Annotated in this window: 11 protein-coding genes and 2 pseudogenes; 7 read left to right on the top strand and 6 right to left on the bottom strand. The window is 36.1% G+C overall.

Going from position 1 to position 18,228, the window contains the following annotated elements; all coding sequences use genetic code 11:
- Positions 1–62 precede the first annotated feature (62 nt).
- The 3 genes from LW139_RS18150 to LW139_RS18140 all read right to left on the bottom strand — a co-directional run bounded on the left by LW139_RS18150 (position 63) and on the right by LW139_RS18140 (position 3,928).
- Positions 63–2,258 carry a flotillin family protein gene (locus LW139_RS18150; protein ID WP_166539972.1) on the bottom strand — a complete coding sequence of 732 codons (2,196 nt, stop codon included), beginning with the start codon at positions 2,256–2,258 and terminating at the stop codon, positions 63–65.
- An 87-nt stretch (positions 2,259–2,345) separates the two neighbouring features.
- Positions 2,346–2,975: an OB-fold-containig protein gene (locus tag LW139_RS18145; protein WP_227336080.1), complete on the bottom strand. Its 630-nt coding sequence runs from the start codon at positions 2,973–2,975 to the stop codon at positions 2,346–2,348.
- 305 nt (positions 2,976–3,280) lie between these two features.
- On the bottom strand, positions 3,281–3,928 hold the full coding sequence (locus tag LW139_RS18140; protein ID WP_166539974.1) for a CPBP family intramembrane glutamic endopeptidase: 648 nt from the start codon (positions 3,926–3,928) through the stop codon (positions 3,281–3,283).
- A 712-nt stretch (positions 3,929–4,640) separates the two neighbouring features.
- On the opposite strand from LW139_RS18140, the gene LW139_RS18135 reads away from it, so the two are divergent.
- The 5 genes from LW139_RS18135 (at position 4,641) to LW139_RS18115 (ending at position 10,185) form a co-directional block, all read left to right on the top strand.
- Positions 4,641–5,519 (top strand): ParA family protein, encoded by an 879-nt coding sequence (locus LW139_RS18135; RefSeq protein WP_247850346.1) that lies wholly within the window; start codon positions 4,641–4,643, stop codon positions 5,517–5,519.
- 96 nt (positions 5,520–5,615) lie between these two features.
- On the top strand, positions 5,616–6,968 hold the full coding sequence (gene dnaB-PI, locus LW139_RS18130) for an SPI-7-type island replicative DNA helicase (protein ID WP_247850345.1): 1,353 nt from the start codon (positions 5,616–5,618) through the stop codon (positions 6,966–6,968).
- A complete protein-coding gene (locus LW139_RS18125) occupies positions 6,958–8,370 on the top strand; it encodes a ParB family protein (RefSeq protein ID WP_247850344.1) in 1,413 nt (470 codons plus the stop codon). Before dnaB-PI ends, LW139_RS18125 begins: the two co-directional genes overlap by 11 nt.
- Before the next feature lie 88 nt (positions 8,371–8,458).
- Positions 8,459–8,983 carry a DUF2857 domain-containing protein gene (locus LW139_RS18120; RefSeq protein WP_247850343.1) on the top strand — a complete coding sequence of 175 codons (525 nt, stop codon included), beginning with the start codon at positions 8,459–8,461 and terminating at the stop codon, positions 8,981–8,983.
- Complete coding sequence (locus LW139_RS18115; protein ID WP_247850342.1) at positions 8,983–10,185, top strand: STY4528 family pathogenicity island replication protein; 1,203 nt, start codon at positions 8,983–8,985, stop codon at positions 10,183–10,185. The genes LW139_RS18120 and LW139_RS18115 overlap by 1 nt, the downstream gene beginning before the upstream one ends.
- Before the next feature lie 549 nt (positions 10,186–10,734).
- Here the strand turns inward: LW139_RS18115 and LW139_RS18110 are convergent.
- A pseudogene (locus LW139_RS18110) lies at positions 10,735–11,301 on the bottom strand (IS3 family transposase); the annotation flags it as partial.
- A gap of 582 nt (positions 11,302–11,883) precedes the next feature.
- On the opposite strand from LW139_RS18110, the gene LW139_RS18105 reads away from it, so the two are divergent.
- A complete protein-coding gene (locus tag LW139_RS18105) occupies positions 11,884–13,977 on the top strand; it encodes an ATP-dependent nuclease (protein ID WP_247850341.1) in 2,094 nt (697 codons plus the stop codon).
- Complete coding sequence (locus tag LW139_RS18100) at positions 13,968–15,755, top strand: UvrD-helicase domain-containing protein (RefSeq protein ID WP_247850340.1); 1,788 nt, start codon at positions 13,968–13,970, stop codon at positions 15,753–15,755. Before LW139_RS18105 ends, LW139_RS18100 begins: the two co-directional genes overlap by 10 nt.
- A 39-nt stretch (positions 15,756–15,794) precedes the next feature.
- On the opposite strand, the pseudogene LW139_RS18095 reads toward LW139_RS18100, so the two are convergent.
- Both LW139_RS18095 and LW139_RS18090 read right to left on the bottom strand, forming a co-directional pair.
- Positions 15,795–16,433, bottom strand: a pseudogene (locus tag LW139_RS18095) (integrase core domain-containing protein); the annotation flags it as partial.
- 40 nt (positions 16,434–16,473) lie between these two features.
- Positions 16,474–17,682, bottom strand: a complete 1,209-nt coding sequence (locus LW139_RS18090) for a hypothetical protein (protein WP_247850339.1) — start codon at positions 17,680–17,682, stop codon at positions 16,474–16,476.
- Between the last annotated feature and the right edge of the window lie 546 nt (positions 17,683–18,228).

Below are 18,228 nucleotides of genomic sequence, written 5' to 3'. Positions count from 1 at the left end.
AACGATAAAAACAAGATAAAAGACATAGAGATGTCTCTATGCCTTTCGCCTCCTAAATAGCATTATTCTTCTTTAGAGGAGTCTGATTTAGTTGTCACATCTTTAATCAGCTGACTGGCACCTTTTGTTGCCATAAATCCATTAATTAAATCTTGAACTTCAGGATTTTTTAATAAAGAAGCGATATCGAGCTTTTTATCTTGTTGAGTACGGTTAATCAGTTTTTCAACGTTCTCTTTGGCAAAACTGCTTTTATCCATAAAACCATCTACCGCTTTACCTAAGCTTAATGCTTTAGAGAAGGTGTTAAAGAAGCTGCCATCACCGCCTACAATTTCAATATTGGTTTTGCTCAGTGCAGCGGCCAATACATCGGCTTGTTCGCGTGCAATTTCTTTGTTGGCTTCGATAGACGCCATAGCCTGTTCAAATTGTTTTTCAAGTTGCATACGGAACTCTTCATGTGAACGAGCCGTATCGCTAAGGTGATCCATAGATTTGAATTTATCTGTTAAACCATCGGCTTCTGCTTTCAAGCGTTGGCGAATAACTTCAGCTTGTGCTGATCCTAATTGGCCTTCACCACGCGCTTGTGCTGCGAGTTTCTCTTCAAGAATTTTCGCATCAGCAAGACCTAATTTCTCTTTTGCATTGGCTTGTTGTTCTTCACCACGCGCTTGTGCAGTAAGTTTTTCTTCTAAAATCTTGGCTTCAGCAAGACCTTGTTGTTGCTGGGCTTGTGCTTTTGCCTCCATCACTTGCGCTTCCGTTAAGCCTTTTTCTTTCATGCCTCGTGCTTCAGCTAATAGTTTTTCAGCAGTGATGTTTGCCAGTACAAGACCTTCTTTCTCTTCAGCCTCGGCTGTGGCTTGACGCACTCGTGCTTCGGCAAGACCTAATGCAGCATGCTCTGCTTCAATACCTTCTGCTAAGCGTTTCTTGGCTTCTGCTTGTTTAACAGAGGCTTCGAGTTCTGCTTTTGCCATCGTACTGATTTCTTCCGCTTTATGCTTTGCACTGGCTTCATCTGCTTCTGCTTTTTTCACTTGGCGCACTAATGATTCTTCTGCTTCAGCTTGTGCATTAATGATTGTGACTTGTTTCATACGATCCGCTTCAGATATTTCACGGACTTCTTTAATGCGCTCTTCTTCTTGTGCTACCGTTTTTTCTACAACCACGCGTTCGCGGATAACATTTGAGATGTTTTTACGTTCTTCTTCTAACGCTTTTTCTTTCTCAATCCGTTGCAACTCAACTTCGCGTTCGCGAGCAACAATTTCTAATTCACGAGCACGATTAACTCGCTCTTGTTCAATGGTGACTGCACGAGTACGATTTTGTTGTGCAACTTCCACTTCACGCATGCGGTTTTCTTCACGAATTTCAATTTCTTGCTGCGTTTGAATACGGGCTTGTTCTGCTTTTAAGCGCTCTTCTTCTTGTACACGCAAGGTTTCAGATGTTTCACGAGCACGAATATTATCGATTTCACGTTTTTGGCGTGCTTCTGCATCGGCTTGTTGGCGTTCTAAGGCCAGACTTGCTTCTCGGGTTTCCACGTTTTTCTTTTGAATAGCAAGTTCTTGGTCGCGCTCTTTTTGGTTGGTTTCAATATTATGAATGGCGGTAATTTCCGTGATTTTACGGATACCTTCAGAGTCAAAAATATTATTAGGATCAAGTGCTGATTTCGGGGTTTGTTCTAAATAGTCGATAGCAACGTCTTCTAATGCATAACCATTAAGATCTTTACCGATGACATCAACAATGCGATCACGGAAATTTTGTCTATCTTCAAAAAGTTTAGACAGTTCAAACTGTTTACCTACTGTTTTTAATGCTTCTGAGAATTTAGCACTAAATAGGGTACTGACTGCTTGGTGATCTGATGCTCTATCAACACCAATGGCTTTTGCGACTTTTAATACGTCTTCAGTGGTTTCATTTACACGTAAATAAAATGCAACGGTAATATCAGCACGTAAGTTATCTTGGCAAATCAAACCATCTTTACCACGACGATCAACCTCTAACGTTAAAAGAGAAATACGCATAAACTCTTTTTTGTAGATAACAGGATAAACTAAAGCACCTGTAAAATGGACTTTAGGTTGTGAGCTCATGTCGTTGACAATTAAGGCTGTACCCTGTGGCACTTTAATATAAAAAGCTTTAAATAATCCAAATAACCCTAAAATAATTAGAATTGCGAAGCCAACAATAGTTAAGAAAGGCATAACGAAAGCCAAATCCATACTTTTTTCTCCATAGGTTCAGACGATGCCGTCATTTTTTAATCGTATTTGTCTGTTAACTTAATTGCATTTCATCGAATGCGAATATCAGCGATGAAATTCATCTTCCGTTACGACTTGATAACTGTGAGTAGACGCGTCATAGCTAATAATAATAACGTTGTCTCCTCGTTTAATATTTTCTTGTTCTGGTGCTCTAACTTGTAAAATTAAACCTGCACCTCCATCCTCTAAAACGGCTTCACCTTTGTTTTCCGCTACATTCGCTGATCGTACTATGGCTAATTTACCTATTAATTGGTGTACTGATTTAGGCTTATTACGCGACATGAGTTTTTTGCGAATAGGTTTTAAACATACCGCAGTAAGATTAAGAGAAATAAAAGAGATAATGATTAAAGCAACAAAGCCAACTAAATAATGAATAAAATTGGTTTCAATAGCGCTGATAATCCAATAGTTAGTAAAGTAACTGATAAACCAGGCAATAAGGGTAAAAAAGGTTACAATAATCGTAACTGGGATACCGGCTAATCCTAATTTTGTTAACCAACCTGCGAAACCTGTTGCATCAACATCCAATTCACTATCAATATTAAATAAATCAATATCTAATAATCCAAAAGCAGCACAAAGCCAATAAAAAGAGATAATAATAAGTAATGCACTAAAAATAATGCTAGGAAAAGCTAGGCTATTTTGGAAAAACAAATTCATAAAGAGTTCTCTTAATTTAAGAAGAAGGTAATATCCTTGTCATATTAATATCTCTTATCATACTTTAATACGCTGAAAAAGCATGTAGTTATAATCACATTCTATATTTATTTTTTCATTTTATTTTTTTATGGAAGTTAATATAACTTATTTAGATAATGATGAATAATATTCGGTATTATTGCGTATAAAATCAGATCATTCTCTAAAGTAATAATAAAAATATTTTTATCTATTACATATCATTTCTTATTAACTGAATAAGTGTTTTGTTATAAAAAATAGAAATTTATTAAATAAAAACTCTATAACATTAAAAAAATGACACTAATAGTGTTGTGCATTCCATGCAGTACTATCGGTGCGATTAATGAACGAGTTCCTATTCTGATTTGGCAAAACACAACACCCACAACAAAAATAAGGATAAACGTAGTCATTGACTCATATTGAGTATGCATAGCGGCAAATAAAAGTGAAGAGATAATAATGGCAATCCATTTTCCGATATTGCCATACCACATACCCGCATTTAGTAGAAAACCTCTAAAAATGACTTCTTCAGTAATTGGAGCAATAAAAATAACTGAGAGTGCAAATAAGAAGAAGGCAAAACCTGTAATGGATTCAATTTCTGTAACCCATGAATCATCTTCAGAGCCTAAAAATAGACTAATAAAATATAATCCCACTAAGGCCAAAAAGGGGGCTTTTAGTGTACTCCATTGAAGGCGACCTAACGGCATTAATTTAATATGTTTTTGATAGGCAAACCAAATAATTAGACAGTAGGGGAGATAAATAAAAAAACTGATCAATGAGATGATATAAGGTGATTGAAATAGTGCAACAGGAGAGGGAGTCAGTAATAGACTAAAAGATGAGAAAAAATAACCTATAAAGGCAAGTACGCAAATAAAGGAGTGATAAATTCGGTCTTTGGGAAATTCCATTTTTGTTGATCCTTGAAGTTATACCGATGAGGTAGTTCTATTTTTATCATGTTCCAAATTATAAAGGCTTTGTAAGAAAAGAGTATGAAGGAATATTTGAATTATTAGGATATAAGAAAATACTTAGATGTTTGGTTTATGTAGGAGTTGCTCTATCGTTTTCAATTATGCTTTTAGTTATCGATGAGTCAGTCGTATTTCACTCTTTTAATGAGGTGATTAATAAACACTCAACGTGTTCAACCTATGATATTTAAGAGATAATAATGGTAGCTAATTATTTTCCTTTGTGTTTTTTATAAATACAAAGATTTATATCTTAATATTGGTGTGGAAGAGAAAAGAACGATAGCGATGGCAATTAAAAATGCCATTTTTTTAACATTAAGCCTTCAATTCCATTTTTCATAATCTATCTTCCTGATCCTCATATGATACAAATATATCTGAACTAGCATATTACTAATAGTGTTGTATTTATTTTGATCTACTTTCTAATAGATAGGAATGAGGTAGGTAGAAAAGAGAAGTGATATTTAGTAAGAATAACAATTAGTTTAGTCTATGAAAGCAAAAAACCAGCCCTAAGGCTGGTTTTTCTAAAGATGGTGCCCGAACTCGGAATCGAACCAAGGACACGGGGATTTTCAATCAGTTATGAGAAAAATATATTTGGCATCTGTCACTGATAATACTTTATCAGGTGACTTATATGCATGTAATTTCAGTTATTTCTACAAAAGGTGGAGAAGGTAAATCTACTCATTCTGCGAATCTTGCAGGAATATGTGCTGATGCAGGGTTAAAAACACTACTTATCGACGCGGATTATGCACAGCCAAAAGCTTCTAGTTATTACTCCTTACTTTATGAGGCTCCTAGTGGTCTCTATGAGTTACTAATGCAAACAGTAGATCTTAATCATCCAGAGCGATTAATTTCTCACACTTGTATTCGTAATCTCGACCTTATTATCTCTAATGATCCTCATGAACAATTAAAAACGGCCATGATGCATGCTCCTGATGGTCGAATTCGTCTGCGTAATCTATTACAACACCCACTTTTTACTGCTTATGATGTGATTATCATCGACTCACAAGGTGCTCGTTCTATTATGTTGGAATTGATACTACTCGCAACTAACCATATTGCTGTTGCGATGGTTAAGCCTGTATTACCCGATGTTCGAGAGTTTTTGCGGGGAACGGTAACACTAATGGAAGAACTGTTACCGTATCAAGGTTTTGGTATTGAATTGCCACCGATAAAAATTCTGATTAATTGTATGGATTATACAGTCTTAGCAAGAAAAGTCCTTAAAGCACTAACTGAAATTATTCATAACAGCTCATACAGTCAAGAAAAAATCCCACCTATCTCATTACTGCAAACCCAAGTTTATGATCTCGATATTTACAAATTAGGTCATAGCAAAGGACAGCCGGCACATCGTCTAGAGTATCAAACAGATCGCAAAAGTTTACCTGCTGCACAAACAATGCATAACTTAGCTTGTGAATTATTCCCTCAATGGGAAGCGCGTTTCGATTTGGTTTTAAAGCATCAACCAAAGGGGAATGCACTGTGAAATTTTATTGTGTAATACTGAAGATGCTGAACTCCCTGTGTCGAGGTGATGATTTATTTAATTCATCACATATATTCAATGAAATGGGAGATAATAATGAGTAATCAAAAACAGAAATTACCTCCTCATTCTATTCATGCCGAGCAAGCTATATTAGGTGGACTCATTCTTGATAATGAACGTTGGGATGATATTTCATCGATCATTTCTGCGGACTATTTTTACTCTCGGCCTCATAAAATGATTTTCTCTGCAATACAGTCATTATTTCAACAAAATAAGCCCGTTGATTTGATTACATTAACTGAATCAATGGAACAGCAATCTATTCTAAATCAGTGTGGCGGTTTTGGTTACCTTGCGGAACTTTCTAAAAATACACCTAGCTCAGCCAACATTGTGGCGTATGCAGAACATGTCGCCAATTACAGTCAAAAGCGTCAATTGCTGGCATTAGGATATGAACTTGTCACTCAAGCGAGTGATGTGAGTAGTGATTTATCTGGACTGTTAGAACAAGCAGAAAAACGTATTTTTAATATCACTGAGCAACAACATTTAGATGGCAATGTGGATCTCCCTTCATCAATTGAAACCTTTCTCAATGAACTAGAGCAACGTTGTAGCAATGAAAACCTGATTACGGGAACACCTACGGGATTTGAAGAATTAAATGATATGACCTGTGGTTTCCAGCCTAGCGATCTAATTTTATTGGCTGGTCGTCCATCAATGGGGAAAACTGCATTAGGTCTTACTTTCTGTGAAAGTGCATTGAATGAATGTGTTGATAAAACTGTACAAATTTATAGTTTAGAAATGCCAACCACGCAGTTATTAATGCGCTTTACATCCATGTTAGGGCGAATACCTTTACAGCATTTGCGTAACGGCAATATGCAAGATGAAGATTGGGCAAGAACCAGCAACGCAATGAATGTATTGCTTGATGAATGGAAAGGGCGATTAATTATTGATGATTCAAGTTATATGACACCAACAATATTGCGCTCTAGAGTTAGAAAAAATATTCGAAAATACGGTTATCCCTCACTTATTTTAATTGATTATTTACAGCTTATGCGATGCCCAAATCAAGAAAACCGCACTCAAGAAATCGCTGAAATTTCTCGTTCCCTTAAAGCATTAGCCAAAGAAATGGGATGTCCTGTTGTTGCCCTTTCTCAACTTAATCGCTCATTAGAAAGTCGAGTAGATAAACGCCCTAACAATGGTGATTTACGGGATTCAGGCGCATTAGAGCAAGATGCTGATTTGATCATGTTTATTTATCGAGATGAAATTTATCACCCTGATAGCACAGAAAAAGGGATCGCTGAAATTATTTTAGGGAAGCAACGTAATGGCCCTATCGGTACGGTAAAAGTGCAATATCAGGCAAATATCACACGGTTTGAAGATAGATTGAGTGGGCATTATGCAAGCTGAAAGAGTAATTTCTTTAGATGAAAAAATGCTTCAACGAGGTAGATCACCTAAACAGTTGGCATCAAAAAGTGTATTAACGATAAGTGAAATACCGATGGTGTTGACCTTAGAGCAACTTCGTCCTAATCCAGATAATCCACGCACTTCACGTAATCCTAAATATGATGATATTAAAGCCTCAATTCGTGCTCGTGGTTTAGATTCTGTTCCTAAAGTCACCAAAGATCCTGATTGTACCGACGATATTTATATTTTTAGTGATGGGGGCAATACACGTTATGCCATTTTAACAGAACTCTATGCTGAAACAGGGGATGAACGTTTTCATTCACTTCAATGTATTGTGAAACCGTGGCAGGGTCGATTGCAATGTATGATTGGACACCTTGCTGAAAATGATATGCGTGGAGAGTTATCTTTTATTGATAAAGCATTTGGCATAAAGAATACGCACACAATTTATGAAGAACAGCTAGGTCGTGAAGTAAGTCAGCGAGAGCTATCCGAACTTCTCAAAAATACGGGATATCCTGTTCATCACTCCAATATCAGTCGAATGTTTGCAACAATTGAATATCTTTATCCTTGGATCCCCAATTTACTGAACTCAGGGATGGGAAGGCCTCAAATTACGCAGTTAATAGCATTACGGACATTGGCTGAAAAAGCATGGAAAACCTTTACTCAAAAAACAAAAATATCACCAGAGCAAAGCTTTAATGATGTTTTTGGGCAAGTTTGCCACTCTTTTGATAATGCTGAATATTACTCAATAGAACTTCTAAAAGATGATTTGATTAACTCATTATTAGAGGTTATTCCTGATCCTTCTATTACTTATGAGAATTGGTTGATCGAGTTATCATCTAAAACTCAAAGCTCTTCTTCAGAGATTATCACTACGTCAATTAGAGATGATTATCACCAAGAAAACCAGCCTATTAAGCAACCTGAAAAATCGAGAACAAAAAAGCGAGAGATAAAACAAGAGCCTCAATCTCAAGCTATGCCTACTGTAAACGAATTAGAGTCTGTCACAGATATCTGGCATATCTCTGCATTACACGATGATATTGAGCATCTTCAAGATATTGCCTTTCGTTTAGCGTTTGAGCTTGCTGAAGTGATGGGTGTTGAATCGACTATTCAAGAAAATAAGTCAGCCTTAAGTGCCGGTTTTTCGCTTTCACACAATGCCAAAAATGGACTTTTTGTCGCTTTAAGTGGCGATGAATCGAACACAACTTTAGTGCCATTTATGGACGCATTAATAGGAAATGAGAATTTACTTGATGAGCCGTTGTTTGATGATGCTTACACGATGAAATTTCTGCGATTAATTAGGATTATTCGACGATTACGCGAATTACAACGAAAAAATTCTGCTGAGATAAATGAATGAACCAACCAATAGTATCAAGGCTGATTGTGTTGTTATGTTTTGTTGTTTGGGCGATCAATATTGTGATGATTTATGGAGGAATAACACAATGAATGCACTATTAACGGAAATTGTGATGAAACTAAAAGCAGGAAAAATTCGTCACATTGAATCAATGGGATTAACACTGGATGAGATCCAAGCGCTCGATAAATTGACGGTAGAAGATCTCTATTATCTTGTGAATACTCCTGTGCCATTTCTGACGTTAAATATCAATCATTGCAATTTTAACATGATGTTGAAACAAGCTCAGCAAGAGCAAAAACGGATCAAGTATATGAATCGAGCATTAGCATTACAGGGTTCTATTGAGTTAATGCAGCACTTTTTTGGGCTTACTGCGATTGAGGTAAGTTCTCGACGTCGATTGGTAGGTATTGTGGCCAAACAAGGGCGCAATATTAATCCAACGGAAGAACAAGAATTATTGATCTGGCAACAATGGAAAATAGCACAAATCCAGAATATTGATTCATTAGAGGCTTTAGAAGTGATGATGGATATTGCTGAGCAACAAAAAATTCCACTTGCGGTCGTATGGTCATTAACTAAAGAGTGGAGTGCTATTTAATGGCAACTATGCCGGTCGATAATATTATTCAACAAACACTAACAAAGATGCAGGATCGGATTGAGCAAAAGGCGCAATCTGGTGATATGAGTAATGAGCAAAGTGGATTGCTGTTTTTAGGTAATGTACATGATGCTATTCCTCGTCGGCTATTTTTAGATAGCCGATTATCGCCATTAGATAAAATGGCTTGGGTCATGATCAGACTTTATGCTCAACAGAATGAGGGCGCTATTTTTCCAACCTATGACGAGTTACAAAGCCAACTAGCATTGCCCCATTCTGATAAAGCATCCCGAGAGACAATCAGTAGAGCCTTGTTGATGTTACGATTAACTGGTTGGCTAAGCTTATGCAAAAGAGTCAGAGATAAATCAGGACGCATTCGAGGTAATATTTATGCTCAGCATGATGAACCATTGAGTGTATTTGAATGTGAATATTTTGATCCCAGTTGGCTTGATACCGTTGCTCAAGCATGTAGCCATAGCAATAAAACAGTACGCTTAACAGCAATTGCCATTTTACAAGATATCAAAACCGAGAAACGAATGCGTCACCGACATGCTCGAGTGGCCCTTATTGAAGCGCGTATATCATCACCACAAACACCACAACAAATGGTGTCAGCAAAACAAAAGAAAATAACCTCTTCTAAAATCGAACTTAGTTCAAAAATCCCTAGTTCGGAAAACGAACTCAGCAATGAAAACACCACTCAAATACCGAGTTCGATTTCCGAACTAAGCCGTAAATCAAGGGATTGCGACCCAGTTCGAAAATCGAACCGTTACGTACGTAGTTTTACACAAAGTGTAAAAGATACGTATACAGCAACAAACTCAGAGCTGTTTTGGTCAACTCAAGTCACTGAACGACTCAATCCAGAGGACAAAATGATGCTAGAGAGACAACTCAAGGCATTACCTGATGGATTAGGGCAACAGCTCCTTGATGATTTAGCCGATAGAATAAAAAAAACAACAGTCAGAAACCCCACTGCGTACCTGTTAGCCAACCTCAAACGCGCTCGAGAAGGACGATTTAATTTGGGCAACAGCGCTACCGATAAGCCATTGGAAAAACCACACTCAAAGACACCTGAAACCGTGTTAGTGGCAGAAAAAAGAGTGATTAAACGTGCAAGAAGAGAATATGTGTCAGGAGTTATGGCAGAGCTTAGGGAGGCCTATTTTAGGTAAGGAAAGGAGTGTTGACAGTGTCAACAGAGAATATGTGTATCTTGAAATATAAAATAAAAATATTAAGTCATGTTTATAGTGACCGCAGCAATGGGCATATGCTCATTTCCCTTCAAATTGAACAGCTATATGCTTCTTGAGGAGCTCACCGTGTTGGTCGGTATTCATAAAGTCAGACAAACGCCTGGCTGGATTGTGGGTCTGTCGTGACGCTAACAGCATGTGAATCCAGAATGCTAGTTTTATTTTGTATAGAGAAAAATAATAATAACCACCGCTTTTTATTGATGCCTATAACAATAATGCAGTATGGCCTATTCTATACCGTACATATATTATTTCGGGCCTTTTATATGCTTAATGCTTAGCATGGTAAATTGATTTTTTATAATCTAATTCTAAGTTACACCAGTGAATTGTAATTGTTCTCTTTTTTTGAGTTAAAAAGGTCCTGAGTGGCAGTTCTTTCAAATGTTATAGTAACTTTGTTTTCCGATCTAGGATGATCAACAACCATTAAACTAAATCCTTGAGAATTGTAGTGGTCAACTAAAACTGGCCGTTTTTCCAGCATCTTTTTTCAGATTCATTTGGTGGCAACCCGTCGTTATATTCATGAGGTCTAAGTGTACTGTAATGTCCGATAATATAATCCGTTATATCACGAACTGCATCACCAAAGCTTTTGTAACCAATTATCGGTATCCACTTGTTTTTTAGACTCCTGAAGAACCGCTCCATCGGACTATTATCCCTGCAGTTCCCTCGCCGACTCATACTCTGTGTTATCCGATAACGCCATAGCAACTGTCTACTGGTATAGTGACTACCCTGATTGCTGTGAAACATGATTCCCGCTGGGTGTCCTCGTCATTCCCAAGCCATTTTCAGTGCCCTGATTGTCAGTCGACTATCCGGTGAAAACGACATAGCCCAACCCACCGGTTTTCGAGCGAACAAGTCAAGTACAACGGCGAGATATGTCCAACCCTTTCCTGCCCAGATATAAGTCACATCGCCACACCACACCTGATTGGGTTCAGTCACTGCAAATTGACGTGCAAGATGATTTGGAATAGCAACATATTCTTGTCCACTTCGTTTATAACGATCTTTCCTAATATTGAATTTTAGTTAGAAATGTTATCAATTAGATAATTGTAATGTTGTCGGAGCTAGTGGAGCACATAATTTCAGATGCTATCGGAGTGATAGGTAGTTCAATTTAGTATTTTGTCGATCTACTATCTATGTCGTCCATTCAATCTGACTACTTTATCTAGTTACCCCTCGTGAATGGATATTCACTTAATAGTTAATTGTAACAACTGATTCTGTCACAGAATTCATTTCGAGAATGGAACGACTCCATGCTCATGTGCATCACGTTAAATGACTAACTTAGCAAAACAATAGACTATTTTCTCCTGAGATGTATTGGAATGATCACGGCTAGCATGTTTTTGCCCTAAAGTGAGCTAGAGCACGATTGAACCTGATATCAATCCTCACAATTTGAATTAGTTTTCGTTATACCCAGATATTTAGCTATGTGGTCAAATTTCTAATCCACGTCACCAAGTTAGTATCGCTGAAGATGTTATGCTATGAGTTTCTCATAATAGCAATGAGTGATTGATTTGTAGGTAACATTTATTGCGTTTAAGATATGTATAATTTTTCATGGGTGGTTAAAACGTGTACATTTCTAGTATCGATATCTCAAATTACAGAAGCTTCAGAAGTCAAAACGTACAATTTAAAAATGATATTAACGTTATCGTAGGGCATAACAATGCAGGTAAAACAAATCTTTTACGTGCATTAGCTATTGTACTGGATAACTCATCTTCAAAGAGCCTATCTATTGATGATTTTAACAAAAATATTCCTTTGGACGAGTTAAAGATTGCTGCACCAAAGGTCTCGATAGCTGTTACCTTTAAAAAAGGGAACGACCACACTCCAGATGATTTAGTTACGATTGCGAACTGCCTGACTAAGCTTGAGGAGGATTATGAAGCTAAACTGACCTATGAACTATTTTTGCCAGAAAAAGAACAACCCAACTATTTACAAGAGCTAGATAAAGTAAAAAATACTATTTCAAAAGAAGATATATGGAGGATCATTGAGTCTAAGTTTTTAAGAAAATATAAGTATAAAATTTGGGCTGGTAAAGTTGAAAATAAAGATCCTGTTAGTAGCGAAATCATCAGTAAGTTTGATTTTCAGTTTTTGGATGCAATTAGAGATGTTGAAAGAGACATGCTCAGCGGAAAAAATAACTTACTCAAAGATGTATTTCAGTTTTTTATAGACTATGACCTTAAGAAAAATATCAATACTCTTGAATCAGATGAAATAGAAAAAAAAGTACAAGAAATCAGGACTAGAGAAGATATGTTTAAGACATCCTCTGAAAACGTATTACTGCAACTGCATGAAAGAATGTCAGAGGGAAAGAGTGAAATACTAGGCTATGCTAACAAAACTGGTGCGGATTTTAATGATTCGTATCCTGACTTTGATGGTAGCGTTTCTGAAAAAGATATGCTGTTTGCTTTGCAACTTATAATAAAAAAGAAAACGGGAATAACGTTACCCGCAACTCATAACGGTTTAGGATACAATAACTTAATATACATGTCTCTTCTCTTGGCAAAAATGCAAGTTAATTCTGATGGTAGCTATATGGGAAGTAACGCTAAGATATTCCCCATGTTAGCAATCGAAGAACCAGAGGCACACCTTCATCCATCGATGCAACACAAACTATTGAAGTTCTTAAGTGACAAGAATAATAAAGCTAGACAAGTTTTTATCACGACTCATTCAACACACATAACGTCATTATGTAAATTGGACAATATAATAAATCTGTATTCCGATGATGAGGAATATACAGTTTCCTACCCTTCAAGAGCATTAGATAACGATGATAGTAAAAGGTATGTTCAGCGATTCTTAGATGCAACTAAATCTGATATGCTGTTTGCTCAAAAAGTTATCTTTGTTGAAGGAATTGCTGAACAGTTACTAATATCAACTTTTGCAAAATATTATGACAATGAAGTCAAAAAGATACAGCCAGATCTTTCCAGATGCTTAGAAGACAACCATATTTCTGTAATTAATGTTGGTGGTCGGTACTTCGAGCATTTCTTGAAAATTTTCGATACAAATAATGAAAATGCTATTCCTAAAAAGGTTGTATGTCTAACTGATAGAGATCCGGTAAGAAAAATAGAAAGCGGTAATTATGAAAAGTGTTATCCCTTTGAGATAGGAATTGATAAAGAAACTTATGATTATTCTAACAACTCATCACAATTGATTGATAAATATAAAAATCATAAAAATATAAGATATTTTAGCCAAGGAGAGAAGAGTAAAACCTTTGAATATGAGCTTGTTTTAGAAAACCCAAAACTTAAACTTCTATTAACTGATTCCATTAGTAATAAAAAAGAACTGGAAAAATTAATGGATTCAATTGACGAACTACCAATTGAAGAATTCATTGAGCTATTGAATAAAGGAACTGAGAAAAAACCACACGAAGAAAACAATCGAATCATCGAGTCCATTCAGCACTGTTCATGGGATGAATATAGTAAAAAGAAAGCTATATTAGCATCCAGATACTTGAACTCCGTGGGTAAAGGTGAAAATGCACTATTACTATCTGACGTATTAGAAAGAAACCTTGAGAAAATAGGTACAGATGAATACCAAGAATTTGTAGTGCCTCAATATATTAAGGATGGGATTGACTTTCTATGTGCATAAATACGATAACATCTGAATCAGTCATTAAAGCCATTGATGATGAATTTAGGATTTCAGCAGGTCCAGGAGCTGGAAAAACTCATTGGTTAATAAGTCATATTAGTAATGTAGTAACCAACTCAACTCGTTTAGGTAAATTTGGTAAAGTTGCATGTATTACTTATACAAACATTGCCGCTGACACAATCAATAGTAGATTAGGTAACTCATCACAACATACGGAAGTAAGTACTCTTCATAGCTTCTTATACAGACACATAATTAAGCCCTATGCATCCTTCTTGCCATCTGAGTATGAACTTAGCTTCGAAAAAATAGATGGCCACGATGATCATTACGTTAGCCTTAAAAGAATCAATGATTGGTTAAGTAATCATAAAAGTAAGGCTAAGTTTAAACACCCTTATACAATAAATCAGCTCCAAAGACTAAAGAACAATCAAGATGCCTTAAGTAATTTGATAAGAACAATTTATTGGTCGATGGATCAGGAATCAAACCTTGAACTAAAGTGCAAAAACAAAGAAGCATATTATGATGAGTCAGGGAAACGTAAGTATATATCAAAAAAAATCATAGGTGCTTTATCAGAAGACTTAATTACATACAAAAAGATTTTCTGGAGAAAAGGGATATTACACCATGATGATATACTTTACTTTAGCTATAAGCTAATAGAAGAAAATCCATTTATTTTAACTGTAATAAAATCTAAATTTCCCTATATATTCATCGACGAATTTCAAGACACAAACCCTATTCAGTCTAAAATAATAAGTAAAATTAAAGAATTAGGTGTTATAGTTGGTGTTATTGGAGATAAAGCACAGTCAATTTATGGTTTTCAAGGTGCTACACCAAACGATTTTGATAGCTTTATTTCACCTAGGACAACCCAATACACTATTTCTCAAAACAGACGTAGTACAAATTCAATTATTGATGTTTTAAATCATATAAGAAAAGATATTGAGCAAACCCCATATAGGCAAGAAAAAGGGGTATTACCACAGTTACTAGTGGGAAGTATTTACGACGCTTATGTGTATTTAAAGGAAAGTATTGTTGACGGGGAAATTAAAATAATTTCAAGGAGTAACATCTATGTATACTATTTAAACAAAGTTTTTAACGGTGGAGTATCAGATGTAAATCCGATAGATGAGATTAGAAATATCGACTCAAATACAGAACGGAAAAATAAAATAATAAACTGTATTACAGCGCTATTTTTCGCTAATAATTTTAGATTTAAAGAAGCAATTGCTGAAATTGAAAAAAATTTCCGTGAAATTTTAGATGAAGATATAAGAAGAAAAAAAGCGTTAGATAGTCTTTTTGTACTTACAGCGAATCGAAGTGAATTTGAAGAAAAAAGCATTTACGATTTTTTTGTTTTCATTAAGGAAAATATACACAATTCCATTTCAAAACTCACAGACAAAGGAAAGCAAAAACCTTTATATGAACGCATTTTGTACAAAGATATTATAAATCAATTATGTACTGGCGGAGAGATAGGGGACATAAAAACCATACATAAAACTAAAGGCGATGATTTTGATAATGTGTTAGTCCACTTACCAGATGAAGAAAAACTCGATTTTTTAATAAATCCAGACCTAGAAAATAATGAAGAACATAGGATTTATTACGTGGCCGTAAGTCGAGCAAAGGATGGATTGTTTATATCAGTTCCTACTCTAAAGAAAAAAGATAAAGAAAAATTATCATCTTTATTCAAGATAGTTGATTTATATGTACCAGCTCAGACCTGATCTGACAGTTACCAGTTATTTATACAGGTGTCTGTCAGATTATATCTGGGTTAAATTCTTTTCAGCCCAAATACATTTTCTATCCAATAAAGTTTCTATTGGTGTTCGCCCACAGCATATTTTTCCTTGGTGAATGCGAGCATTATTATAGTAATACAATCATTCATCAAGATCTGATTGTAATGTTTCAAGGTCACTATACAGCTTTTTGCGGAATGTAATTTGGTAAAATTCTTGTAATATCGTTTTGTGAAAGCGCTCACAGATACCATTAGTTTGCGGTGACATCGCTTTTGTTTTTGTATGATCGATATCATTTATTACGAGATATAACTGATAATCATGTTGTTTTACGCGCCCACAAAATTCAGTACTTCGGTCAGTTAATATCCTCAGCATTGGCAAACCATGAGACTCATAGAACGGCAATACACGGTCATTTAGTAAATCTGCCGCCGTGGTGGGAGTCTTACCCACATACAGTTTGCAGTGCGCGATTTTTTAGTAAGTATCAATAAAAGTCTGTTGATAAATACGACCAACCCCTTTTAAGTTGCCCACATAAAAAGTGTCCTGAGAATCTAAATAGCCTGGGTGTGACGTTTCAATTTCCCCACAAGCCTCATCATCATGAGCTTTCTTTTCTAACGCTACAATTTGGGCATCATTAAGTTCGATTGTAGTGGTTTACTACTACTCTGGTCTGACTAGTAGTCAGTTAAAGGGTCTTCGCAAGGTTTACCCACTCACTAAAGTCGGTTCTTACTGGAATATCCCAGTTCGCCACTGCTCCTCCACTGAGTTTCCTCAACCCTAAAGCCCCTGAATTAGAAGTAGTTACTTCAATTAATTCAGGCATTACATTCCACAACTGCTCTATAAGACCAGAATCAGGTACGGCACCTTCATGCGCAAGAGCATTCCGTTTTTGTCGCGCACATTTAAGCACATAGTAACAATCTTTACTAAAAATATCTGACAAACTCAGAAGTGTATGTTTTGTGGAAATGAGGCTAAGTTTTTTCTGCTCCTTTGCCTTCTTGTGAGCTTTTGTAACCTTTTTAGGAAAGCTACTACTTTTCTTCAGGTATAGCTCATTCCATATATATTCCGTGAGTTGCTCCACGGTTATCCAGAGATTGTTTAGCGCATCGCTATTATTCCGGTACACCATTGCAGTATAGCCATTCAATAGAAAAATCGGAGAAAAGGAATTGACCGATTTAATTACACGTTGTCCCTGCTTAAATGCTTTTTTCATCTCATTTACGGTGAGAATCCTAGGTAACTTCAAAGGGTTACAGCGATCAGCTAGAGAAGCCCAGTTCAATCTAAGGCTTGTGTGGATAGATGGAGTGTATGCAAAGAGACGGTTCTTATTCTGCAACTGTCCGATAACTAGTTCTTCGGCACGAAGAACCTCAACATGTATCCCCCCTAAAAGAAGGCTACAAAGTATCTCATTCAACTTGTTTACCCCATCAATCCTGCTAGGGTAGTCACTACACTGAGGAATAGCTATGGCTCCATCATAACTAACAAGAGCTGGAATTCCACTTGAATTCCCAAGAGGTAGTAAAGTGACCACCTCCGCAAGTTTACTTCCTTCATAATAATTTGAATTGATTTGGTCTAGAGTGAAGTTCAAACCAGAGTTAGTGTTACGATGAACAGCACTATATGGGCGTAAATTAGCGATCCATGCTGGGTTGTATGAAGGAACACTTGATATTGGCGGTGTATAACCAATTGGAGCATCCTCTTGTTTTATCCAGTCACATTGATACCAGACATGAGTATCATCGGGCTTCGATTTGACTATTACAGAGAGGGTTTTAGGAAGATTTCGGTTATCCCCAGTGAAGGGGTCGAAATCATCCTCAAACTCATAGATCTGCCCCGTTTCGGTATCTTGGTATTCTTTCATATCACTTTAATCCTAATTTCTAAAAGTTTTGAACAATATAGTTTTGTTCGTATAACCCTCATAAACCACCCGATTGTTCTTTGGGGACAATGGCCGTGCTAGCCGAAAGTGCCAAGAAAAACTGTACTACCCAAAATTTACCAACCACTTTACTATAGAAAATAAATGCTCAATATTGAAGCAATATATACTAGCAATTACCTTGATCACCATTGGGGTTAAGAATGTTGCTGGATGCTCAAAATTAGGTGGGAAAAATTACCCGTTAGTATAGCAATGCCTTCCTTATTTTAGGATAGCGTTGCATTGATTGTAGTGGTTTAATAAATTGAACTCACATCTTATAGCAGACACTTGTTATTTTGAACTTGAGCTAAAAATTAGGTTTTTCATTAATACATAGCCACATAGTTGGTGGTGGCATCTATATAATTCAAGGTGTTTTTATTTCATGGTTTTCTAATTAGAGGAATATGGTAATAATAAGTTATTTACTATTAAATAGTCATTTATAACTAAAGGGTTATATATCGCAAATAGATTAAG

This window comes from Proteus vulgaris, assembly GCF_023100685.1.
Lineage (GTDB): Bacteria > Pseudomonadota > Gammaproteobacteria > Enterobacterales > Enterobacteriaceae > Proteus.
Note: the sequence above shows the minus strand (reverse complement) of the source record. Positions and strands in the feature narration are given on the sequence as shown.